The sequence below is a fragment of the Xanthomonas nasturtii genome (genome assembly GCF_023337365.3).
In the GTDB taxonomy this organism is placed as follows: domain Bacteria; phylum Pseudomonadota; class Gammaproteobacteria; order Xanthomonadales; family Xanthomonadaceae; genus Xanthomonas; species Xanthomonas nasturtii.
Window position 1 is genome coordinate 1317507 of record NZ_CP142084.2, and the last position, 23252, is coordinate 1340758.

The following is a 23252-nucleotide window of genomic DNA, read 5'->3' on the forward strand; positions in this document are numbered from 1 at the left end:
CCAGGGTGCGCTTCAACGTCCGTTTTACCAAGGAGGCGCGTGATGATCTTGCGCGGCTCTACGACGACCTGTTGCAGCGGGCTGGAGCCGATTTCGCTGTGGCCGAGCGCGCTTTGCAGTTCATTGGTGATGGCATCACCGTGCTTGAAGTGGCACCGCTGAGCTGTCGTAAAGTTCGCCAAGGCGACCCTTTTCAGCGTGAGCTGGTGATTGGCTTCGGCCCAAGTGGCTATGCGCTGTTGTTCGAAGTCCAAGACAAGCAGACGGTGCTCGCGCTCGCAGTGAGGCATCAGCGTGAAGACGACTGGTGCTAAGGTCTTGCGACGAAGAATGTATAGAAAATTTTGAATTTAAGAAGAGGGTCGTGATGGCACGGATGTGGATGGTGCGCGGTGAGGGCGGGAGCTTGTACGAAGCATTTCGCGAGCAAGGCGTGGTTGCAGTAGGTTGGACTCAGCTCGCGGCTGAGGCCAAGCCAGGTGTTGATCGCAAGCAATTAATCGCGATTTATCAGGCTGCTGAGCCATTGGCCAGACCTGGTACCGTCATTTCCGGAGCCTCGCAGGTATGGCGTTTCGTAAATGAAATTCAGCAAGACGATTGGGTCATTACTTACTCGCCAGCGAATCGCCTTTACGCAGTTGGCACTGTGGCGGGGCAGGCGGAGTACCTCCCTGAGTCGGCCGAATCAGGGATAGCGCTTGCGCGCAAGGTGCAATGGCTGCAGCAGGAGCTTCCCCGCGATCACCTGGGTATCTCAACCAAGAATAGCCTTGGCTCCACACTGACATTGTTTGAGGTGCCGCCCAGTGCCGCCGACGAGATATTGGCAGTGCTCAAAGGTAAGCCGGTACAGGAGATCGAACAAGCGCTGGACGAAGCCGTTGCCGACCCTCTTGCAGGTATCGAATCCCAGGCGCTTGAGCGCATAAAGGATCTGGTCAGCGAGCTTGGCTGGAATGACATGCAACAACTTGTGGCCGGCATTCTGCGAGCGATGGGTTACAAGACCCAGGTCTCGCCTCCCGGCTCGGACCGTGGGAAAGACATCGTTGCATCGCCCGACGGGTTTGGCTTCGAACATCCACGTATTGTCGTAGAGGTTAAGCATCGTAAGGGGCAGATGGGTAGTCAGGAAATTCGCAGCTTTCTTGGTGGGCGCCACAAGGATGATCGCGGTTTGTATGTCAGTACCGGCGGCTTCAGCAAGGATGCGCAGTACGAAGCCGATCGGGCGTCCATCCCATTGGCGCTGTGGACGCTGGACCATGTGGTGCGCGCGCTGATTGAGCACTATGCGGCTACCGACGCCGAAACAAAACGCATTGTGCCGCTGAAGCGGCTTTACTGGCCCGCCTGAAGCCAGAGGAAGAAAAAGTGACATCTACCGAACAAAAGATCGAGCGCTTCATCGCCGCGTTGGCTTCGCTTGGCGGCAGCGCGGGCAATCAACGCCTGCGTGAGGAACTGGGCTGGCAGGACAGCACCTACCAACGCATCAAGCAGCAACTGATCGACGACGGCCGCATCCGCGCTGGTCGGGGGCGAGGTGGATCGGTTGCCTTGACGGCGGCGATACAAATGCCAGCTGCGCCCAATGTTGCACCCGAGCCAAAGTCGGCACGGGCCAAACCTGCGGCTGCAACTCTCAAGAAGGAATCTGTGTCCGAACTCGACTACGCCGACAAGCTCTGGAAAACCGCCGACAAGCTGCGCGGCAACATGGAGCCCAGCGACTACAAGCACGTTGTGCTCGGCCTGATCTTCCTCAAGTACATCTCGGATGCCTTCGAAGCCCGGCATGCGGCATTGCTGGCCGAAGATCCACAGGCGGCAGAGGACAAGGACGAGTACCTCGCCGAGAATATTTTCTGGGTTCCCAAGCAGGCGCGTTGGTCGCACCTGCAGGCAAACGCCAAGCAATCGAGCATCGGCACGCTGATCGATGACGCCTTGCGCGCTATCGAGAAGGACAACGAATCGCTGAAAGGCGTGCTGCCCAAGGACTACGCGCGCCCCGCGCTCAACAAGGTGATGCTGGGCGAACTGATCGATCTGATTTCCGGCATTACACTTAACGACAAGGGCGCCAAGTCCAAAGACGTGTTGGGCCGCGTGTACGAGTATTTTCTCGGTCAGTTCGCAGGCGCCGAAGGCAAGCGCGGCGGCGAGTTCTACACACCGCGCAGCGTGGTGCACACCCTGGTGGAGATGATCGAGCCTTACAAGGGCCGCATCTACGACCCCTGCTGCGGCAGCGGCGGCATGTTCGTGCAGAGCGAGAAGTTCGTCAACGAGCACGGCGGGCGCATTGGCGACATCGCCATCTATGGGCAGGAAAGCAATTACACGACCTGGCGCCTGTGCAAGATGAACCTCGCCGTGCGCGGCATCGACAGCGACATCCGCTGGAACAACGAGGGCAGCTTTCATAAGGACGAACTACGCGACCTGAAGGCTGACTTCATCCTGGCTAACCCGCCGTTCAATATTTCCGACTGGGGCGGCGAGCGCCTGCGCGATGACGTGCGTTGGGCGTTCGGGCCACCGCCGGTGGGCAATGCCAACTACGCCTGGTTGCAGCACATCGTCCATCACCTCAGCCCGCACGGCTTTGCTGGCGTTGTCCTGGCGAATGGCTCGATGAGCAGCCAGCAAAGCGGCGAAGGCGACATCCGTAAGGCGATGATCGAAGCCGGCGTGGTCGATTGCATGGTCGCCCTGCCTGGGCAATTGTTTTATTCCACGCAGATTCCGGCCTGCCTGTGGATTCTGGCCAAGGACCGCAGCAACGGACTGGTGCTACAGAGCAAGCTACGCGACCGCCGTGGCGAAATCCTGTTCATCGACGCCCGCAACATGGGCGCATTGGTCGACCGCACCCGGCGCGAATTGAGCGATGCCGAGGTGGCCAGGATCGCAGCGACCTATCACGCATGGCGTGGAGAACAGGACGCAGGCGACTACGCTGATATCGCCGGATTCTGCAAGTCCGCCCCGCTCGATGAGGTGCGCAAACACGGCCATGTACTCACGCCGGGCCGCTATGTCGGCGCAGCGGCGCAAGAGGATGACGGCGAACCGTTTGCGAAGAAGATGCAGCGCCTGGCAACGCTGTGGCGGGAGCAGCAGCAGGAAGCGGCGAAGCTTGACGCAGCGATCGAGATGAATCTGAAGAGCCTGGGGTTCTGACAGGAGAGACATGATGAATGAGAAACTCGACCTCACAGCACTGCGCAATGCGGTGTCTTCGCTGGAAGACAGCCTGGACGTGGTCAGCGACAGCACTTGGTTCGACCAGCAATCGAAGCAGGTGAAGAACACGCTGGTGGCAGGCGTCATCCAAAATTTCGAGTTCGTCTATGAAATCGGCATCAAGATGATCAAGCGCCAGATCGAGGCCGAATCCGCCAGCCCGGAGGAGGTGGATGAAACCAACTTCCGCGAAGTGCTGCGTGTGGCTGCCGAAAAGGGCTTGATCGCCGACGTGGAGGCCTGGTTCAAGTATCGGCAGATGCGCAACATCACCGCGCACACCTACGACCACGAAAAGGCGAAGAAGGTGTACCAGGGCACCCTCGACTTCATCGTCGATGCACGCGACTTGTTGCAAAAGCTGGAAGCACGCAATGTCTGACACCCCCAATATCGACATCCGGCCCGATCATTGGCAGATCGTGCGCGACATTCTGTGCAAGCATGTGCCGCAATATGAAGTATGGGCTTTTGGCTCGCGCGCCAAATGGCTGGCCAAGCAGTATTCCGATCTGGACCTGGCCATCATCACCGATCAGCCCTTGTCGCTGGCGGTGAGTGCGGCGCTGGCTGACGATTTTTCCGAATCGGATTTGCCGTGGAAGGTCGATGTGGTTGATTGGGCGACGACTGGTGATTCGTTTCGCAAGATCATTAAGCGTGACAAGGTGATAGTTCAGGAGAGCGATCGTTACTTGGGTATGAAAAAAGGGTGGCCTAGGCGACAATTGAAAGACTGCGCGAAGTGGTATTCAGGTGGCACCCCCAGCAAAGGCGTTGCCTCTTATTGGGGCGGTGATATCCCGTGGATCAGCTCTAAGAGCCTAACCAGTTTCTTCGTTTCTGATTCGGAAGATAGGGTTACCAACGAGGGTGCACATAATGGAACACGCCTTGTTCCAAAGGATAGCATTCTCTTCGTCGTTCGAGGGATGAGCCTTAAGACTGAATTTCGGATGGGTATCGCAACGCGTCCGGTCACTTTCAACCAAGATGTGAAAGCGCTTCTTGCAATCAACGATGTTTTGCCCGCGTACTTGGCATACGCTATAAAGTCTAAGACTAACGAAATTCTTCAGATGGTTGGCGAAGCGGGTCATGGAACTGGCGTATTGCCGACGGATCGTATTCAGTCCCTAGAAATCCCTATCCCTCCTATTGCAGACCAACGTGCCATCGCTCGCATTCTCGGGAATCTTGACGAAAGAATCGAGCTGAATCAGCGTATGGATCAGACACTGGAAGCGATGGTCCGTGCCCTGTTCAAGTCCTGGTTCGTGGACTTCGACGGCGTGGCGTCAGAGGATATGCAGGAATCGGAACTGGGCTTGATTCCGAAGGGTTGGCGGGTTGCTTCATTCGGAGATCTATTGGAAAGCTCGATCGGTGGTGATTGGGGTAAGGAGAAACCAGAAGATGACCATAATGAACCCGTGATTATTATCAGGAGAACTGATTTTTTCGATATAAAAAGTGGTGGTAAGGGCGGGGCGCCAACCCGATACACGACAGCAAAAAAAATGGCGTCGCGTAATCTTCAGGAAGGCGACATAATAATTGAAATTTCTGGTGGTAGCCCAGTTCAGCCAACCGGGCGATCTATGCGAATTTCTAGATCTATTCTCGCCCGCTTTGAAAGTCCTGTTGTCTGTGCAAGCTTTTGCCGCAGATTTCGTCCAGTGAGCCTAAGTGTCGGTGTCTTAGTTGCATGCCATCTGAACTATTTATATGAGAATGGTGGTACGTGGGAGTATCAAAATCAAAGCACTGGCATTGCGAATTTTCAGACGTCGCACTTCCTTAAAGTTGAAAAGGTTGTCATTCCGCCGGATGAGCAGCTGAAGGAATTCGTCACGCTGGTTAGCCCGATTTTAGATTCAATGTCTACCAACCAGAACTTGATGCTCACCCAACTCCGCGACACCCTGCTACCCAAACTGCTCTCCGGCGAACTGCGGGTAAAGGATGCCGAACGAATGGCGGAAACTGTCTGATGGCCTTTCTATCCGAAGCCGCCATCGAGCAAGCCTTGCTCGAACAACTCAGTGGGCTGGGCTACGCCGTCACCTCAGACGAGGCCATCGGCCCTGATGGTAGAGCGCCGGAACGTGAAAGCCACGATGTCGTGGTGCTGCACCAGCGATTGGCCGATGCCGTCAACCGGCTCAACCCGCAGCTGCCGCCGGAGGCGAGGGAAGACGCCATCCGCAAGCTCACCCAAAACGAATTGCCGAACCTGCTGGAAGAAAACCGCCGCATCCACGCGCTGCTGACCGAAGGCGTGGATGTCGAATACTACGCAGACGATGGTGTGCTGACAGCGGGCAAGGTTTGGCTGCTGGACTTCGACAGCCCGGAGAACAACGATTGGCTGGCCGTTCAACAGTTTGTGGTCATCAGCGGCCAGACCAGACGCCGGCCGGACGTGGTGCTGTTCGTCAACGGTCTGCCGCTGGCGGTGATCGAACTAAAAGCACCCGGCAGTGCAGGTGCAAACCTGGTGGGTGCATTCAACCAGTTGCAGACCTACAAACAGCAGATCCCCGCGTTGTTCCATACCAATTCGGTGCTGGTTACCTCCGATGGCATCGCGGCAAGGGTCGGCTCGCTGTCCGCCGATATGGAGCGCTTCATGCCGTGGCGCACCACCGACGGCAGGCAGGTGCTGCCCAAGGGGCAGCCGGAGCTGCCAACGCTGATCGAAGGGGTGTTCGCGCCGCAACGGTTTCTTGAGCTGCTGCGCTGGTTCACCTCCTTCTGCGAAACCGGTGGCGGACTGGTCAAGATCATTGCCGGTTACCACTAGTTCCACGCGGTCAACCACGCAGTGGAATCGACGATTCGCGCCTCACGCAGCGCCGTTGCCGAAGATCCAGCCAAGTACGGTCTGGCCAGCGTCAACACGCAGCCGGCAGGCGACCGCAGGGCGGGGGTGATCTGGCATACGCAGGGCAGCGGCAAGAGCCTGCTGATGGCCTTCTATGCCGGGCGGCTGGTGCAGCATCCGGCGATGCGCAACCCGACGCTGGTGGTGCTGACCGACCGCAACGACCTGGACGACCAGTTGTTCGGCACATTTTCGATGTGCAAGGCGTTGCTCCGGCAGACGCCGGTGCAGGCCGACAGCCGCGAGGATCTGGCGCGCCTGCTCGATCGCGCAAGCGGCGGTGTGATTTTCACCACTTTGCAGAAGTTCGGTGAAGTGGATGGGCCACTGACCACGCGCCGTAACGTAGTGGTCATTGCCGATGAAGCGCACCGCAGCCAGTACGGCCTGAAAGCTAAACTGGACGCGAGGACCGGCGTGGTCTCGTATGGCTTTGCCAAATACATGCGCGATGCGCTGCCCAATGCCTCGTTCATCGGCTTCACCGGTACACCCATCGAAGCGACCGACGTCAATACCCCCGCGCTGTTCGGCCATTACATCGATGTCTACGACATCAGCCGCGCGGTGGAAGATGGTGCAACTGTCCCGATCTATTACGAATCGCGGCTGGCGCGCATTGAACTGGATGAAGACGAAAAGCCCCATCTGGATGCCGAGGTCGAGGCGCTGTTCGAGGGGGAAGGCACGGATGAAAAGGAAAAGCTGAAAGGGCGGGCAGCGGCAGTGGAGCGGCTGGTCGGCAGCCAGAAGCGGCTTGCCCTGGTGGCGCAAGACCTGGTGACGCACTTCGAAGAGCGTGTGGCTGCGCTGGATGGCAAGGCGATGGCGGTGTGCATGAGCCGCGAGATCTGCGTTGACCTCTACACCGAAATCAACAAGCTGCGCCCGCACTGGCACAGCGACGACGACACGCTGGGCGCGGTCAAGATCGTGATGACCGGCGCGGCCAGCGACCCGCCGCACTGGCAGCCACATATCGGCAACAAGGCCCGGCGCGATGCCTTGGCGCGCCGCGGCAAGGACCCGGCCGACCCGTTGAAACTGGTGATCGTGCGCGACATGTGGTTGACCGGTTTCGACGCGCCTTCCATGCACACCATGTATGTGGACAAGCCGATGAAGGGGCATGGCCTGATGCAGGCCATCGCGCGGGTCAATCGCGTGTTTCGGGACAAGCCGGCCGGCTTGATCGTCGACTACATCGGTATCGCCCAGAACCTGAAATCCGCACTGGCGCAGTATTCGCCCCAGGACAAACAGAACACCGGCATCGACGAAGCGCAGGCGATCGCTGTGATGCGGGAGAAGTACGAAGTCGTGCGGGACATGTACCACGGCTTTGATTACCTCACCGCACTGAATGGCACACCGCAGCAGCGTCTGGCGATGATGGCCGGTGCGATCGAGTGGATCCTCGATCAGCAGCAGCAATGGGTGGCTGCGGCAAGCAGCGACGATGGCAAGAAGGCAGCGCAACGCCGCTACCAGGACGCAGTGCTGGCCTTGTCCACGGCCTATGCGCTGGCCTCCGCCTCGGATGAGGCGCTTGCGGTGCGTGAGGAGGTGGGCTTCTTCCAGGCGATCCGCGAAGCCTTGGTCAAAAGCGCGACGGGTTCAGGCGTCAGCTCGCAGGAGCGCGATTTCGCCATCCGCCAGATCGTGAGTCGTGCGGTGGTCTCCACCGAGATCGTGGATATCCTCAAAGCCGCCGGCATCCAGTCGCCGGACATTTCCATCTTGTCCGATGAATTTCTTGCCGAAGTGCAGCGGATGGACAAGAAGAACCTGGCATTGGAAGCGCTGCGCAAGCTCATCAACGACGGTATCCGTTCGCGCAGCAAGCGCAACATTGTGGAGACAAAGGCGTTCTCGGAACGGCTGGAAGATGCGATTGCGCGCTACCACGCCAATGCCATCACCACTGCCGAAGTCTTGCAGGAACTGATCCGCATCGCCAAGGACATCCGCGCGGCACGTGCGCGTGGCGAAGAGCAGGGGCTGAGCGAGGATGAGATCGCCTTCTACGATGCGTTGGCAGAAAACGAATCTGCGGTGCAGGTGATGGGCGACGATGCGCTCAAGGTCATCGCACACGAGCTGCTGGTGAGCCTCAAGGGCAGCGCTTCGGTGGATTGGGCGCGCCGCGATTCGGCGCGTGCGCGCATGCGCGTGCTGGTGAAGCGCATCCTGCGCAAATACGGCTATCCACCTGATTTGCAGGATGCCGCGGTTCGCACGGTATTGCAGCAGGCAGAAGCACTCTCTGCTGCCTGGTCTGCATGAGTTGCGCTATTGACGCCAGACGATAGCAGTAGCAGGATTTCACTACGGAGCCTCGGAACTCCTCGTACAGCGGCTTGCCACCTCCGAAAATGGTGGTTTCTCTTGATGCGAGAGATCCTATGACCGAGGCTCATCGTCAACCCAACGCCGAAGCTGGCTACTTTTTGCCAGAAAACGCGCAATACCGCCTGCAGCAACTACGCGACCACATGCGGTTTTTGGCGCGTCTTGCGCAGCCGCGTACGCAGGCCGAAGAGCAGGCGAGGCAGCCAGCCATCCGCTTGGACGAACTGGCGTGCTGCCTGGAGCTGCTGGCCGAGCAGGTAACGCAGGCGCTGGCACAGGTGCAGTGGCCCGCGGCTTGAGTCCGGCGCCGCTGACAGTGAGCGTGCCGACGCTGGGGAGGTCGCATGAGTAGGCCCGTAATGGCATCGCCCCGCACACGCCGGCGGACAGGGAATGACATGCAGCGTGATGCGTTTGCCTTCGGCATCACGATGGAGCAGGTAGATGCGCTGGATCAGTTGTTGCTGACCATCGCCGCCCATGGCGATGTGATCGCTGACGGCAACGCCGACCGGCTGGACCGCCGCACATTGCCCGTGTTGGGCAGCGCGATCTTTGATGCGGCCGGTGCCGTGCGCACCATCCTGGGCCAGTTGGAGCTTCAGCGGCTTTGATGGACTGTGAGTGATGTCCGGACGCCTGCTATGGCGTAGCACTGCTGTAATGGTGGTAATTGTTCATTGGACGGTCTATGCAACCCATCGTGTCGAATTGAACAAGCGAATTCGAGTAATCGGACCCGCAGTGGCGATGGTGTTGGTTTATAGCGGGGGATTGTCAGGCTTGGTCGATGTCAGCGTTCGCAAACTCGGCATCGGCATGTTGCCTGGAGTGCAGCTGCAATTGACCGAGCAAGGCTGCCAGATCGTCAAGGCGAGTTGGGGTGACGCACGCTGCGAGCGAGCGCAGCCAGAATCGTCAGTTTTTGTGCTGCCGGCAGTTGATGTGCTAACCCGATTGGGCTCGGACTTCTATGTGGCGCCGCCTGGCGGGCTTGCCGACGAACACAAGCCACGCTTCCTGATTCCCGCAGGTCAGGTGCTGGGTTGGAGCAGAGTTGAGGCAGTCAAGAAGCCGCATGCCGCCGCCGCAGTACCTGTCAAATGAGTGACGGCGCGCGCGCCGAACGTTGACGGCGTCTGAGCGATTGTGGTGTTTCGCTGCGCTCGATTACCGAGTGCCGTAGGCAATCATCCGTACGGCGCGGTAGCAATTCGCTACACCGGCGCAGACTTCAAAATCCCCGACAAGCTTTCGCGCAAAATCAACTGCAAATGCATGCGGTTGAGTTCCATGCCGCTGGTCATGACGTTGTGCAGGCCGCCGCACATGGCGGCGACGGCGAAGACGCGGGCCTGGAATTCCTGTTCGCTGCTGGCCGGGTCGGCGTGGCCGCGCAGCAGGCGTTTGAGCAGGGCGCTGAGGTGTTCGATCAGCGATGCGCTCTGCCGGCGCATAAAGGCGGCCAGCACGGGGTCGCGCAGGGTGGCCAGGTGCAGTTCCAGGTCGATGCGGGTGCGCTTGATGTTGATTTCCTGCAGCAGCCAGTCTTCGAGCAGGCCGGCGATGAAATCCACCACGTGCACGTTGGCCGGGCGTTCCACCAGCCACATCTGGCGGATGGCACGCATGTAGTTGCGCTCCAGCAATGCGCGCACCAGCGCGTCCTTGTCTTCGAAGCGTTGCAGCAGGCTGCCGCAGGAGACCTTGGCGCGTTCGGCGATCAGCTCGAAGCTGGTGGCGCCCAGGCCGATGGCGTCGATGCACTGTTCGGTGGCGTCCAGCACCTCTTCCAGGCGCAGTTCTTCGCGCTCTTTCGCCGTGCGTAGCAGCAGAACGTTGGACATGGGGAGCAGGTAGGCGGGGGGCTGCAGTATAGCGGCGTTGCGTTAGTCATCCGTTGCGTTCGCTTGGCTGTAGATCATTGGTCATGGGTGCTGCGTGCGCTGCGTTGCAGTCAGCGCAGATGCGGCGGTCGACCGGTTTTTCACGGCCGCTGTGCGACACGTGACGCTCGGTTGCAGGAGATGCATGTGAGTGAGAACAGTGCGGTTGCAGGGGTGTCGGCGCAGTGGCCGGCGCGGTTGTGGGTGGTGCGGCACGGGCAGAGCGCGGGCAATGTGGCGCGCGATGTGGCCGAGGCCAATGGTGCGGCACTGATCGACCTGGAGCATCGCGATGCGGATATTCCGCTTTCGGCCTTGGGCGAGCGCCAGGCAGAGGCGCTGGGTGCGTGGATGGCCGGGTTGCCCGAGCAGGAGCGGCCGACGCTGATTCTGAGCTCGACCTATGTGCGTGCACGGCAGACCGCTGCGGCAGTGGCGCGGGCGCTGGGCCAGCCAGCCGATGCCGTGAGTGTGGATGAGCGGTTGCGTGAGAAGGAATTCGGCGTGCTCGACCGTTACACCACGTCCGGTATTCGCGATGCGTTTCCCGCGCTGTACGAGCAACGTAACTTGGTGGGCAAGTTTTATTTCCGCCCGCCGGGTGGCGAGAGCTGGTGCGATGTGATCTTCCGCCTGCGCAGCGTTGTGGGCGATTTGCAGCGCAACCATGTGGGCGCGCGCGTGTTGATCGTGGGGCACCAGGTGATCGTCAATTGCTTCCGTTATCTGATCGAGCGGATGGACGAGGCGACCATCCTGGGCATCGACCGCGAGGGCGATGTGCCCAATTGCGGGGTGACCGAATACGCCGCCGCGGCCGACGGGCAATCGCTGGAGTTGGTGCGGACCAAGTTCGTGTCGCCGGAGCTGGCACAGGAGCCGGTGACCACCGAATCCGACCGGCCGGCCGGAGCAGGCTGATGGCCGCCGCCCGCCTGCGCACGTTGAACGCTGCCGCGCTGCGCGCGATGCCGCTGCCACCGCCCGGTGGCGACAAGGAGCAGCGTGGGCGCGTGTTGATCGTGGGCGGCTCGATGCGTGTGCCGGGTGCGGCCTTGCTGGCGGGCGAGGCGGCATTGCGTGCGGGCGCGGGCAAGTTGCAGATCGCCACGGCGACGAGCGTGGCGCCCGGTATGGCGTTGGCGGTGCCGGAAGCCTTGGTGCTGGGGCTGGCGCAAAACGGGCAGGGCGAGATTACGCGTGGGCATCGTGCGCTGGAGGCAGCGTTGGCTGCGTGCGATGCGGCGGTGATCGGGCCGGGCATGGCATCGTCTTCGACGACCGCTGCACTGGTGAAGCTTGCTGCGCAGAAGGCGGTATGCACGCTGGTGCTGGATGCGGGCGCGTTGTCGCGCACCTTGCGTGCGCCGCCTGGCCGCCCGTTCGTGCTGACGCCGCATGCCGGTGAGATGGCGACATTGGCTGGCGACGACAAGGCGGCGGTGGAAGCGGCGCCCGGTGAGTACGCGTTGGCATTTGCAAAGAAGATGCGCAGCGTGGTCATCGTCAAAGGCGCGGACAGTTTTATCGCCGGGCCAAACGGTGCGCTGTGGGTGCACCGTGGTGGCGTGCCGGGTCTGGGCACCTCCGGGTCGGGCGATACCTTGGCCGGGGTGATCGCGGGTTTCGCTGCACGCGGCAGCGATGCGCTGACCGCGGCACTGTGGGGCGTGTTCGTGCATGCGGCTGCGGGCAAGCAGTTGGCGAAGCGGATCGGCACGGTGGGGTTTCTGGCGCGTGAGATTCGGCCGGAAGTGCCAGGCATCCTGGATCGCTTGTCGCGCGGGTGATCTAGCCCCTCTCCCTGCGGGAGAGGGGTTGGGGTGAGGGTACGGCTGCCGGGATTGGTGCAGATTGCGATCTTGTACTTCAGGTTGTTGGCGATGCATTACACGCGTGGCTGGCGCCTTCGCGTGCGCACGTACCCTCATCCGGCGCTGCGCGCCACCTTCTCCCGAAGGGAGAAGGGAACGCTTGCGCTCGTTTGCTGTGCCATGTTGCGGCGCGCTGCTCGGTTAGGCTTGCGCGATCTACCTGGGAGGGTGCGCGGTGAAGCGAGCGATAACGTGGTCGGTGGTGGGAATGCTGGGGATAGGACTGGGCACGGTGAGCAGCGCGAGTGCCGTAACGGCGGCCATGGCGCTCGCGGCGACCCCGTCAGCGTCAGATGCGACCTCGCCAGCGACGCGCAGCGATGGCGCGTTGCGCATCTACACCAGCTCTCAAGGCGCCACGCAACAGTTGCGCGCCAGCACAGCGGCCGCTCCTGTCGCCGGGCATGCCTTGACCGAGAAAGAGAACTCCATCTTCGTCAATCCGCAGCGGCAGTTTCAGGAACTGCTGGGCATTGGCGGGGCCATCACAGATTCCAGCGCCGAGACCTTTGCCAAGCTGCCCAAGCGTGCGCAACGCGCGCTGCTCACCGCCTACTACGACCCGCAAAACGGCATTGGCTATACGTTGGCGCGCACCACCATCCACAGTTCGGACTTCAGTAGCGGCAGCTACACCTACATCAAGGAAGGCGATGCGGCGCTGAAGAGCTTTTCGGTCAAGCACGATGCCAGGTACCGCATCCCGATGTTGCGCCAGGCCATTGCCGCTGCAGGTGGCACGCTCACCACGTTTGCCAGCCCGTGGAGCGCGCCGGCCTTCATGAAAGACAGCAAGACCATGCTCAAGGGCGGCAAGCTGTTGCCGGAGTATGCGCAGGCCTGGGCGCGTTACTACACGCGGTTTATTGCGGCGTACGAGAAGGCGGGTGTCCCGATCTGGGGCATCAGCCTGCAGAACGAACCGATGGCGGTGCAGACCTGGGAGTCGATGCTGTTTTCTGCCGAAGAAGAACGCGACTTCCTGAAAAACCATCTGGGGCCGGCCATGGCCAGCGCCGGCTACGGCGATCGCAAGATCATCGTGTGGGACCACAACCGCGACATGATGGTGCACCGCGCGCATGTGATCTTCGACGACCCGGAAGCGGCCAAATATGCCTGGGGCATGGGCTTCCACTGGTACGAAACCTGGGCCGGATTCGAGCCGATGGTGGAAAACGTGGCGGCAGTGGCGCAGGCCTACCCGGACAAGCATCTGCTGCTGACCGAGGCGGCGGTGGAAAAGTTCGATGCCGCCAAGTTGCAGTATTGGCCTAATGGCGAACGCTACGGCACCGCCATCATCAACGACCTCAATCACGGCGCGGTGGGCTGGACCGACTGGAACATCCTGCTCGACCAGCACGGCGGGCCCAATCACGTGGGCAATTACTGCTTTGCGCCGGTGCATGCAGATACGCGCACCGGCGAGCTGACGTATACGCCGAGCTATTGGTATATCGGCCACTTTTCCAAGTTCATCCGGCCGGGTGCGCGGCGGGTGAGTGCGGCCAGCAGCCGTAGTAATTTGATCACCACCGCATTTGCGAACCGCGATGGGTCACTGGCGACGGTGGTGATGAATGCCACCGACGTGGCGATTCGCTACAACCTGTATGTGGGTGAGGCATCCAGCGAGTTGGAGATCCCGGCGCATGCGATCCAGACGGTGGTGATGATGCGGTAGATGGGGCGTCGATGGCCGGTTTGGATCGCGAGCAAGCGTACCCTCATCCGCCCTGCGGGCACCTTCTCCCGGTGGGAGAAGGGAACCTTTTGTTTGGTTGAAGCCGGCGGCGATTCACCGGTCGATCTCCGTTGCGCGTCCGTCTTCTGGACACATCACCAGTTGATGCAGCCGTCAGCACCAAAACGCCACTAGTGCACTGAATCCGAGGAATCGGATGTGATGCGTCGAGTTGGATCAGCGAAGGTCCATTTCAGCGGTTTTGGGTTTTTGTTGTACTGGCGGATGTAGCGCATGAGCTTCTTATCGAGGTCTTTGACTGAGGAGAAAACCCCGCGTGTGATGACATCACGCTGGATGCGGGCGAACCAGTTCTCGACCTGGTTCAGCCATGACGAGTAGGTGGGGGTGTAGTGCATATGAACGCGGGGGTACTCGGCCAGGAACGCATGCACGAGCGGCGTCTTGTGGCTGCTGACGTTATCGCAGATGACATGGATGTCCCGGCCGTTGGACTGACTGGCGACAACCTCTTCGAGGAAGGTCACGAACTGCTCGCTGGTGTGACGAGCTGCCGTTTTGCCCAGCACTTCGCCAGTGCCCGTATTGAGCGCGGCGAACAGGCTCAGTGTGCCATTACGCTTGTATTCGAATCCGTGGCTTTGCGCGCGTCCGGGTGCCAATGCAAGCATCCGGTCCTTGCGGTCCAGCGCCTGGATCGCGGTCTTTTCGTCCACGCAGAAGACCACCGCGTGCGCAGGCGGGTCCAGGTACAGGCCGATCACGTCTGCGGCCTTGGTCTCAAACTCCGGGTCGTTGGAGACCATGTGGGTGTCCAACCGATGCGGACGCACGCCGTGTTTGCGCCAAATGCGCTGGACGGCCGAGAACGACACATTGCCCAGCTCGGCAGCCAGCTTGCGACTGCTCCAGTGCGTCGAACCGTCTTTGGGCTTGTGCTTGAGCGTGCGGTTGAGCACACGCGCTTCCAGCTTGGCCGTCGGTATCTTCGGCGCACGCCCAGGATGCACCGACACCAGCCCGGCCAGTCCTTGCGCCTCAAACGCCGCCGTCCACTTCGAGACGAATGCGTCGTTGCAGGCAAGCTTAGTGCGTATGTGGACTCGACGTTCTCCATCGCTCCAAAGCACAACACACCGCGCGCGGCGCACCAAAGCGGCGTTGCCGTGACGCTTGCGCATCACCGCCTCCAATTCAGCACGCTGTTGGATCGTCAGCTTCGTTCTTTGCATGACACACTACCTGGGGATCATGCATCCGATTTCAATGATTCAGTGGACTAGACAGATCTTGCTGATCGCTGCGCGCAGCAATCGGCAAGGTTGTCGTGGCGCTAGGGCGAAAGCGCGCTTTCTGCTGGCTCAGGACAGCCTGTTGGCTCAAGACAACAGCAGGCCACCGGTGGCACCGAACACCTCGCCAGTGACGTAGCTCGACTCTTGCGAAGCCAGGATCACGTAGAGCGGCGCCATTTCCACCGGTTGGCCGGCCCGCTTGAGCGGGGTTTCCGAGCCGAAATCCGGGATCTTTTCCGGCGGCTGGCCACCGCTGGGCTGTAACGGCGTCCACACCGGGCCGGGCGCGACCGCGTTGACGCGGATGCCTTTGTCCGCAACCTGCTGGGCCAGGCCCTTGGTGAAGTTGACGATGGCCGCCTTGGTGGAGGCGTAGTCGAGCAGGGTGGGCGAGGGCTGGTAAGACTGGATCGAGCCGGTGTTGATGATGGACGCGCCCGGCGGCAGATGCGGAATGGCCGCCTTGCATAACCAGAACATCGCGTACACGTTGGTCTTGAAGGTCGCATCGAACTGTTCGGTGGTGATGTCGGCAATGTCCTTGATGGCGGTCTGCTTGCCGGCGATATTGACCAGCAGATCGAGCCCGCCCAGTTCGGTGACCGCACGCGCCACCAGCTCGTTGCAGAACGCTTCGTTCGGTGACCGCACGCGCCACCAGCTCGTTGCAGAACGCTTCGTCCCTGAGGTCGCCGGGGATGGGGATCGCCTTGCGGCCTTCGGCCTTGATCAGTTCGACTACTTCTGCGGCATCCTGTTCTTCTTCGGGCAGATAATTGAGCACGATGTCGGCGCCTTCGCGTGCATAGGCAATGGCGGTGGCACGGCCGATGCCGGAATCTGCGCCGGTGATCAGCGCCTTGCGGCCGAGCAGGCGTCCAAAGCCTTTATAGCTCTGCTCGCCGTGGTCGGCCTTGGGTTGCAGCGCATGGATGGTGCCGGGTGCGTCCTGGGTTTGCTCCGGGAACTGCGGCTGCGGGAATTGGGTCAGGGGGTTTTGCATTTCGTACTGGTTCTTCGCGCTGGACATGCACGGACTCCTGCAGTGGGGGATGGCGCGGTACGCGCGGACACAGCGCACCGATGCCGCCCAGTGTGGAAACGCCCCTGCTGTGCACGGGTGAAAAAAACTTGTGCATCATGTGAACGCGTGACGCGACGACGCTGCGCGTGCGTCACTCCAGGGTCACCTCGTCCATTCTTTACGCAAGAGAATCTGTAACCGTGCAACAAGCTTGGTGTGTCGGCGTCGATGGCGCGCGCAGTGGCTGGATCGCCGTGTGGGACAACGGCGACGTACTGGCATTTGCCTACTACCCAACCGTGGCTGCACTGGCAGTGGCCCTGCATGCGGTGGACGTGCTGGGCGTGGATGTCCCAATCGGGCTGAGCGAGCACGCACCGCGCGCGGCGGATGCGCAGGCGCGCCAATTCGTGGGCGGGCGGCGTGCGTGCAGCATCTTTGCTGCGCCGCTGCGTGGCATCTTGCAGGCACGCACGCAAGCGGAAGCCTCTGCGCTGCATCGCGTGCTGGATCATGAGAAGCAGCGTGGTTTTGGCGTGCAGTCGTTTGCGTTGCTGCCCAAGATCCGCGATTGGGACGACGCCCTGCGGGCAGACCCCGCATGGGCAGCACGTGTGTTCGAGGTGCATCCGGAGGTATCGTTTGCGGCGCTTGCCGGCGGGCCGGGCCTGGCTGCAGCAAAGAAAAGCACCGAAGGGCAGCGGCAACGCTGCCGGTTGCTAGGCGGCCACTACGGCGCGGCGCGCGTTGCCTCGCTGCTGGAGCGCGTGCCGCGTGCCTGCGCGCAGCCAGACGATGTGCTGGACGCCCTGGCGGCCTGCTGGAGCGCGCAGCGGATCGCGGCAGGCACCGCCGGCAGCCTGCCGGCGGTGGTCGAGCGCGACGCCTGCGGCCTGCGCATGGGCATCTACTTCTGACTCAGCGGGGCTGCGCCGACATCGAATACGGCCGCTGCGTCGGGTCCGTTGCCCACTGCTGGTTCGGCGTGGCCTGCATGCGGAAACGCAGCTCACCGCCGGCCTGAATCTCCTGATGCGTCAGGTAGGCGCGGTTCAAGGCCTGGCCATTGAGCGTGGCGCTGCCGATATACGGGCGCGATGTGCTCAAGCCATCGGCGACGATGCTGAAGCGCTTGCCGTTGGGCAGATTGAGCGTGGCGCGCGGCAGGAACGGGCGGCCGATGATGTATTGATTGCTGCCCGGCGCCACCGGATAAAAGCCCAGCGTGGTGAATACATACCAGGCCGACATCTGGCCAAGGTCGTCGTTGCCGGCCAGACCTTCGGGGCCGGCGTGATACTGGCTACCGATGATCTGGGTCAGGCGCGCCTGCGTGCGCCACGGCTGGCCGGCGTAGGCGTAGAGATAGGCCACGTGGTGGCTGGGTTCGTTGCCATGCGCATACCAGCCGATCAGCCCGGTGATGTCTTCCATGTGTTCGAACACCTTGGGGTCGACCTTGGCATCGAACACCGCATCCAGGCGCGCGAGGAGTTTGTCTTCGCCGCCATGCGCGGCGGCCAGCCCGGCCACATCTTGCGGCACGTACCACGAGTATTGCCATGCATTGCCTTCGGTGTAGTCGCTGCCGTAGCCGCTGGCCGAAGGGTCGAACGGTTCGCGAAAATTGCCGGCGCGCGTGCGTGCGCGCATGTAGCCAGTGGCCGGGTCGAAGGCGTGTTTCCAATTGCCGGCGCGCTTGTTGAATTCGGCGGCGATCTCTGGCTTGCCGAGCGCCTGGGCCATGCGTGCGATGGTCCAGTCGTCGAAGGGGTATTCCAGCGTCTTGGACGCCGCTTCGCCTTCTTCGTCGATGGGCACATAGCCGAGCTCGCGGTATTGCGCGATGCCGTCGTACGGACCGTAGTCGGCGCTGGCCACCATTGCCTGCAAGGCTTCGTCGGCGTCGAAGCCGCCGATGCCCTTCATGTACGCATCGGCAATCACCGGCACCGCGTGGTAGCCGATCATGCACCAGGTTTCCAGGCCGTGGAATGCCCACACCGGCAGGATGCCGTACGCACTATCGCGACGTGCGGCGAGTAGCGAGTTGACCATGTCGCTGCTGCGTTGCGGCGGCTGCACCAGTGTCAATAACGGGTGCAGAGCACGATAGGTATCCCACAACGAGAAGGTGGAATAGTTGGTCCAGCCGCTGGCTTGATGCACGGCGTTGTCCGGCCCGCGATAGTGCCCATCGCTGTCCATGAACAATGTGGGGCCGAGCAGCGTGTGATACAGCGCGGTGTAGAGCTGGGTGCGTTGTTGCGGCGTGCCTTGTGCATCGATCGCCGCCAGCGCCTGCGTCCATTGCGTGCGTGCATCGGCGCGCACGCGGTCGAGATCGAAGCCCGGCACTTCCGCATCGAGATTGGCGATGGCGCCGGCTTCGCTGACCGGCGATAGCGCGACGGTCACCACCAGCGGCGTGCCGTCGTTGGCCACATCGAACACGCCCACCAGTTGCCGGCCTTCGATCTGCGCGCGCTGCGCCGGGTTGTTCGCGCCGGGCGGTGGGAAGCCCGTGTATGGGATGTCCTGCTCGGTGTCGTGCAGTTGCGTGGCGGTGAGCGGGCGCGAAAACCGCATGGCGAAATACAGTTGCCGGCCGGGCGCCCAACCGCGCGTTTCGCGAAAGCCGGTGACGGTGCCATCGCTGCGCACGCGCAACCGCGACCACTGCACCTTGCCCGGGTAGTCGTACAGGCTGGTGCGCAAATCGACCAGCACATGCGCCGGCGCGCCTTTCGGAAAGTGATAGCGATGCACGCCCACGCGCGCGCTGGCGGTGAGCTCGGCGCGGATGTTGCGGTCTTTCAGGGTTACCGCGTAATAGCCGGGCTGCGCCTGTTCGCTGCTGTGATCGAACTGCGCGGTGTAGCCGCTGCCGGGCGTGTTCGCGTCGCCACGTTCGCGCTTGATCTCGCCCACCTGCGGCATCAGCAGAATGTCGCCCAGGTCCGAATGCCCGGAGCCGGAAAAATGCGTATGCGAAAAGCCGACGATGGTGGTGTCGCTATGTCGGTAACCCGCAGCCCAGCCATAGGCCGCCTTGCGCGGTTTGATCTGGGATGCCGAACGGGACCGTGGCGCCGGGATAGGTGTGGCCTTTGCCACCGGTGCCGACAAACGGGTCTACCGCGTCGAAGGCCGTCGCGGGCGCGCGTGGCGCAGCGTTGCCGGAAACTGCGACGACGGCGGCAAGCACTGCCAGCCAACGAGCCCGACGTGGGGCGATCAACCGAGACGACATGCAGGGTGCTCCAGCGGATGCAACGCCGGACCGTAGCACGGCGCCGCGGGCACGCCACCCACGTGCGCCACCTGATGGCAGTGGCGCCATGGTTGGGTTCGCTGGCTGGGCGTGCGCGGCGTAAAGCTGAACTGGTCGGCCTCGCGCGGCGCACGACGGAATCGTGGTGATGAAATCGGCTGCACGCGCCCGCATATCGCGGCGATGGATTTATTCGACGCGCCCATCGCACCGCTGCAGCTGCTCGACGATCGCGAAGGTGGCGTGCGCTACTGGCCGCAGCTGCTGTCACCTGCGCTGGCACAGGACGCGTTCGAGGTGCTGCGCGATGGCGCGCACTGGCGCAGCCAGCGCCGCGAAATGTACGACCGGGTGGTGGACGTGCCGCGTCTGCTGGCGTCGTACCGTCTGGACGGCGCATTGCCTGCCGGCCTGCCGCTGCAGCGCTTGCTCGATGCCGTGCAGGCGGTGCTTCCGGCACCGTACAACGCGGTGGGCATGAATCTGTATCGCGATGGGCGCGACAGCGTGGCGATGCATCACGATGCATTGCATACGCTGGTGGCGCCGTACCCGATTGCGTTGCTGTCGCTGGGCGCGCCGCGCCGGATGCAGCTGCGCGCCAACGACGCCGGCACGCGCGCGATCACGCTGGAGCTGGCACCGGGGAGCCTGCTGGCGATGAGCCACGCCTCGCAGCGCACGCATACGCACGGCATTGCCAAAACCACGCGCGCAGTGGGCGAGCGCATCAGTGCGGTGTTTCGCGTGCGCCCGGCCGAGCGCATGGCCGCCGGGCAGCATGGCCCGCACTGGGAACCTGCGCAGCTGTAACGCGCATGCTTGGGCTTGATTGGTTGATGGATGGCTGGCGCTGCTCTGCGCGCGCCGGTTTTCAAGCGCTGGCGAACGCAGATCCGGCTGCCGCATCCGCTCGCGTGCGCTTGCCGTGTGTCTGCACGCTGTCGTGGTGGGCATTGCCTATATCGCGTGATTGCCATTGCCATCACCACTGCGCATGCTTGCATGCACTCCCCCTCAAACGCTGCCGATCCATGCCTTTGGACGAGACCCGCCACCATCAGATGTTCCCCGAGCTGGACGCGGGCCAGTTGGCAATCACGCGGCGCTTTGCCAGCGGGCCGGCGCAGCGGTTCGGCGCCGGCGAGGCCGTGTTCGAAGTGGGTGATGCGCACGCGCCGGTGTGGGTGGTGCTGGAAGGCGCCATCGAGGTGGTACGCCGCGACGGCCTGGGCAATGAAAAGCCGATCACCCGGCACACGCCCGGCCAGTTCACCGGCGAGGAGAGTCAGCTGGCCGGGCGCGCATCGCTGGCGGCCGGGCGCGCCGGGCCGGACGGTTGCCTGGCGCTGCCGTTCGACACCGCACATCTGCGCGCGCTGATGATCAGTTCGGCCGAAGTGGGCGAAGTGGTGATGCGCGCGCTGATCCTGCGCCGGGTCGGGTTGATCGAAGGCGATGCCTCCGGCTCGGTGTTGATCGGCGAGCCGGACGACCCGCATCTGACCCGTTTGCAGGGCTTTTTGACCCGCAATGGCTACCCCAACACGGTGATCGATGTCTCCGACGACGAAGGCCGCGCGCTGGTCGAGCGGCTGGGTATCCAGGAGCACGACCTGCCGGTGATGGTGTGCCCCAGCGGCTGCGTGCTGCGCCAGCCCAGCGATGCCGAAGCCGCGCATTGCCTGGGCATGACCCCGGACATCGACCCGGACAAGCGCTACGACGTGGCGATTGTGGGCGCCGGCCCGGCCGGTCTGGCGACAGCGGTGTATGCCGCCTCCGAAGGCTTGTCGGTGCTGGTGCTGGACCAGCGCGCCATTGGCGGGCAGGCCGGCGCCTCGGCACGCATCGAAAATTATCTGGGCTTTCCGACCGGGATTTCCGGGCAGGCGCTGGCTGGCCGCGCCTATAACCAGGCGCTGAAATTCGGTGCGGAGTTGGCCATCCCGCTCGAAGCGGCCACGCTGGAATGCGGGCGCGAGGACGCTGCGCTGCGTCTGGATCTGGCCGATGGCAAACAGGTGCTGGCCAGCACCGTGGTGATTGCGTCGGGTGCGCGCTATCGACGCCCCGACATCGAAGGATTGGAGCGCTTCGAAGGCCACGGCGTGTCGTACTGGGCATCGCCGGTGGAAGCGCGCCTGTGCGAGGGCGGCGTGGTGGCGCTGGTCGGTGGGGGTAATTCTGCAGGGCAGGCGGTGGCGTTTCTGGCGCCGCGGGTCGAGGAATTGCACCTGATCATTCGCGGCAACGGGCTGGAAGCATCGATGTCGCAATACCTGATCGAGCGCATCGCGGCATTGCCCAATGTGCAGCTGCATACCGGCACCGAAGTGTCTGCGCTGGAGGGCGACCCCGAGCGCGGCCTGCAGGCTGCAGTGCTGCGTACGCGCGCAGACGCTGCAACCACGCGCGTGGAGTTGCGCCACCTGTTCCTGTTCGTCGGTGCCGACCCCAATACCGGTTGGCTGAAGGATTGCGTGCACACCGACAAGCGCGGCTTTGTCATCACCGGCACTGCGCGTGGCGATGGCGTGCCAGCCTGCCTGCCGCTGGAAACCAATCGCCCCGGCGTGTTCGCCATCGGCGATGTGCGTGCCGGCTCGGTCAAGCGCGTGGCCGCCGCGGTGGGCGAGGGCGCGGCGGTGGTGGCGCAGGTCCACCAATACCTCGCGCATCAGGCCAACCCGGTGCCGGCCTCTGAACTTGCCAGCGCTGGGGAATAGGGATTCGGGAATCGGGAATCGTTAAGTGGCTTGCGTGCCGGGTGATGTCTTCGGGTGCGGGTGGTGTGTCGGGCGATTGCGCTTGTGCCGATGGGGCGCGATTGGCATGCGACTGCTTACTGCGGCCAGTGCACCTGCGGTAGCGCGCCGATCTGCGGTCTGGCGAACAGATAGCCTTGCTGCAGGTGGATGCCCATGTCGCGCAGGATGCGGTATTGGTCGGGTTGTTCGATGCCTTCGGCGATCACCGCGACGCCGAGTTCTTCGCACATGCGGGTGACGTGGCGCACGATGGCCTGGCGGCTGCGGTCGGTGTCGATGCCGCGGACCAGGGCGATATCCAGCTTGAGCAGATCCGGCTGAAACTCGGCCAGCAGGCCGAGCCCGGCGTAGCCGGCGCCGAAGTCGTCGATGGCGGTCTTCATGCCGCGCGCCTGGTAAGTGCGCAGGATCTCGAGCAGATGCGCCGGGTCGACGAGATGTTCCTGCTCGCTGACCTCGAAGATGATGGCATTGAGCGGCCAGCCGTATTGCTCGGTGGCCGAGAGCGTGGCGCGCAGGCAGTGCTCGGGGTTGTAGACCGCGTTGGGCATGAAATTGATCGACAGCAGCGCGGGCAGTGCGATCTGCGCGGCGCATTCGATGGCCTTGATGCGGCAGGCCTGGTCGAAAGCATAGCGGTTGCGCTCGTCCACCGCGGCCAGGATGCTGCCGGCCGATTCGCCGTTGATGCCGCGTACCAGCGCCTCGCCCGCGTAGATGCTGCGCGTGGCGACATCGACGATGGGTTGGAACGCCATGGTGATGGCGGTCGGAAATTCCTGGCCATCGCGGCAGGCAGTGCAAACAGGAATCTGGGTCATGGCAGGTCCATCGTGCGGCGTCAGTGGAGCCTAGCCCTATCGGCCGCAAGCGCGCGTCATTGAGCCTGAATCGCTCATCGCAGCGCCCTCACCCGGTGGCAGCCG

17 protein-coding genes and 3 pseudogenes are annotated in these 23252 nt (G+C 62.5%); 15 read left to right on the plus strand and 5 right to left on the minus strand.

The genetic code is table 11. The annotated features are described in order from the left end of the window. Positions 1–5 precede the first annotated feature (5 nt). From M3O59_RS05780 to M3O59_RS05820, 9 genes and pseudogenes are all read left to right on the plus strand, one after another. The gene (locus tag M3O59_RS05780; RefSeq protein WP_064634692.1) at positions 6–314 is read left to right on the plus strand and encodes a type II toxin-antitoxin system RelE/ParE family toxin; all 309 of its coding nucleotides are present in this window, start codon (positions 6–8) and stop codon (positions 312–314) included. Positions 315–406: 92 nt separating this feature from the next. Further along, the gene (locus tag M3O59_RS05785) at positions 407–1360 is read left to right on the plus strand and encodes a restriction endonuclease (RefSeq protein WP_239687042.1); all 954 of its coding nucleotides are present in this window, start codon (positions 407–409) and stop codon (positions 1358–1360) included. 17 nt (positions 1361–1377) lie between these two features. Beyond that, a complete protein-coding gene (locus M3O59_RS05790; RefSeq protein ID WP_258872264.1) occupies positions 1378–3192 on the plus strand; it encodes a class I SAM-dependent DNA methyltransferase in 1815 nt (604 codons plus the stop codon). A gap of 13 nt (positions 3193–3205) precedes the next feature. After that, positions 3206–3637 (plus strand): nucleotidyltransferase substrate binding protein, encoded by a 432-nt coding sequence (locus tag M3O59_RS05795; protein WP_249051982.1) that lies wholly within the window; start codon positions 3206–3208, stop codon positions 3635–3637. Next, positions 3630–5249: a restriction endonuclease subunit S gene (locus M3O59_RS05800; protein ID WP_116906862.1), complete on the plus strand. Its 1620-nt coding sequence runs from the start codon at positions 3630–3632 to the stop codon at positions 5247–5249. The genes M3O59_RS05795 and M3O59_RS05800 overlap by 8 nt, the downstream gene beginning before the upstream one ends. After that, positions 5249–8428: pseudogene (locus tag M3O59_RS05805) on the plus strand (type I restriction endonuclease subunit R). The gene M3O59_RS05800 and the pseudogene M3O59_RS05805 overlap by 1 nt, the downstream one beginning before the upstream one ends. A 119-nt stretch (positions 8429–8547) precedes the next feature. Continuing rightward, entirely contained in the window at positions 8548–8793 is a 246-nt protein-coding gene (locus M3O59_RS05810) for an XAC0095 family protein (RefSeq protein WP_116906863.1), read from the plus strand. Positions 8794–8892: 99 nt separating this feature from the next. Further along, the gene (locus M3O59_RS05815) at positions 8893–9108 is read left to right on the plus strand and encodes a hypothetical protein (protein ID WP_373418999.1); all 216 of its coding nucleotides are present in this window, start codon (positions 8893–8895) and stop codon (positions 9106–9108) included. A gap of 13 nt (positions 9109–9121) precedes the next feature. After that, positions 9122–9601: a hypothetical protein gene (locus M3O59_RS05820; RefSeq protein WP_147308588.1), complete on the plus strand. Its 480-nt coding sequence runs from the start codon at positions 9122–9124 to the stop codon at positions 9599–9601. A 110-nt stretch (positions 9602–9711) separates the two neighbouring features. Here M3O59_RS05820 and M3O59_RS05825 read toward each other — a convergent pair whose 3' ends face one another. Continuing rightward, a complete protein-coding gene (locus tag M3O59_RS05825) occupies positions 9712–10341 on the minus strand; it encodes a TetR/AcrR family transcriptional regulator (RefSeq protein ID WP_116906866.1) in 630 nt (209 codons plus the stop codon). A 180-nt stretch (positions 10342–10521) separates the two neighbouring features. Here M3O59_RS05825 and M3O59_RS05830 point away from each other — a divergent pair, with 180 nt between their 5' ends. From M3O59_RS05830 to M3O59_RS05840, 3 genes are all read left to right on the plus strand, one after another. Then, positions 10522–11301: a histidine phosphatase family protein gene (locus tag M3O59_RS05830; RefSeq protein ID WP_116906869.1), complete on the plus strand. Its 780-nt coding sequence runs from the start codon at positions 10522–10524 to the stop codon at positions 11299–11301. After that, entirely contained in the window at positions 11301–12170 is an 870-nt protein-coding gene (locus M3O59_RS05835) for an NAD(P)H-hydrate dehydratase (RefSeq protein WP_116906867.1), read from the plus strand. Before M3O59_RS05830 ends, M3O59_RS05835 begins: the two co-directional genes overlap by 1 nt. Positions 12171–12462: 292 nt before the next feature. Continuing rightward, complete coding sequence (locus M3O59_RS05840; protein WP_147308589.1) at positions 12463–13941, plus strand: glycoside hydrolase family 30 protein; 1479 nt, start codon at positions 12463–12465, stop codon at positions 13939–13941. 191 nt (positions 13942–14132) lie between these two features. Here the strand turns inward: M3O59_RS05840 and M3O59_RS05845 are convergent, their stop codons facing one another. Both M3O59_RS05845 and M3O59_RS05850 read right to left on the minus strand, forming a co-directional pair. Further along, on the minus strand, positions 14133–15194 hold the full coding sequence (locus tag M3O59_RS05845) for an IS630 family transposase (protein ID WP_330462187.1): 1062 nt from the start codon (positions 15192–15194) through the stop codon (positions 14133–14135). 147 nt (positions 15195–15341) lie between these two features. Further along, positions 15342–16287: pseudogene (locus M3O59_RS05850) on the minus strand (SDR family oxidoreductase). Between the two features lie 194 nt (positions 16288–16481). Between M3O59_RS05850 and M3O59_RS05855 the strand changes: the two are divergent. Beyond that, complete coding sequence (locus M3O59_RS05855) at positions 16482–17198, plus strand: DUF429 domain-containing protein (protein WP_116904648.1); 717 nt, start codon at positions 16482–16484, stop codon at positions 17196–17198. A gap of 1 nt (position 17199) precedes the next feature. On the opposite strand, the pseudogene M3O59_RS05860 reads toward M3O59_RS05855, so the two are convergent. After that, positions 17200–19534 (minus strand): annotated as a pseudogene (locus tag M3O59_RS05860) (GH92 family glycosyl hydrolase). Positions 19535–19738: 204 nt separating this feature from the next. On the opposite strand from M3O59_RS05860, the gene M3O59_RS05865 reads away from it, so the two are divergent. After that, positions 19739–20368, plus strand: a complete 630-nt coding sequence (locus M3O59_RS05865; protein WP_116904649.1) for an alpha-ketoglutarate-dependent dioxygenase AlkB — start codon at positions 19739–19741, stop codon at positions 20366–20368. A gap of 221 nt (positions 20369–20589) precedes the next feature. Beyond that, positions 20590–22284 (plus strand): FAD-dependent oxidoreductase, encoded by a 1695-nt coding sequence (locus M3O59_RS05870; protein WP_116904650.1) that lies wholly within the window; start codon positions 20590–20592, stop codon positions 22282–22284. 116 nt (positions 22285–22400) lie between these two features. Here the strand turns inward: M3O59_RS05870 and M3O59_RS05875 are convergent, their stop codons facing one another. Then, entirely contained in the window at positions 22401–23147 is a 747-nt protein-coding gene (locus tag M3O59_RS05875; protein ID WP_064632374.1) for an EAL domain-containing protein, read from the minus strand. Positions 23148–23252: the final 105 nt, after the last annotated feature.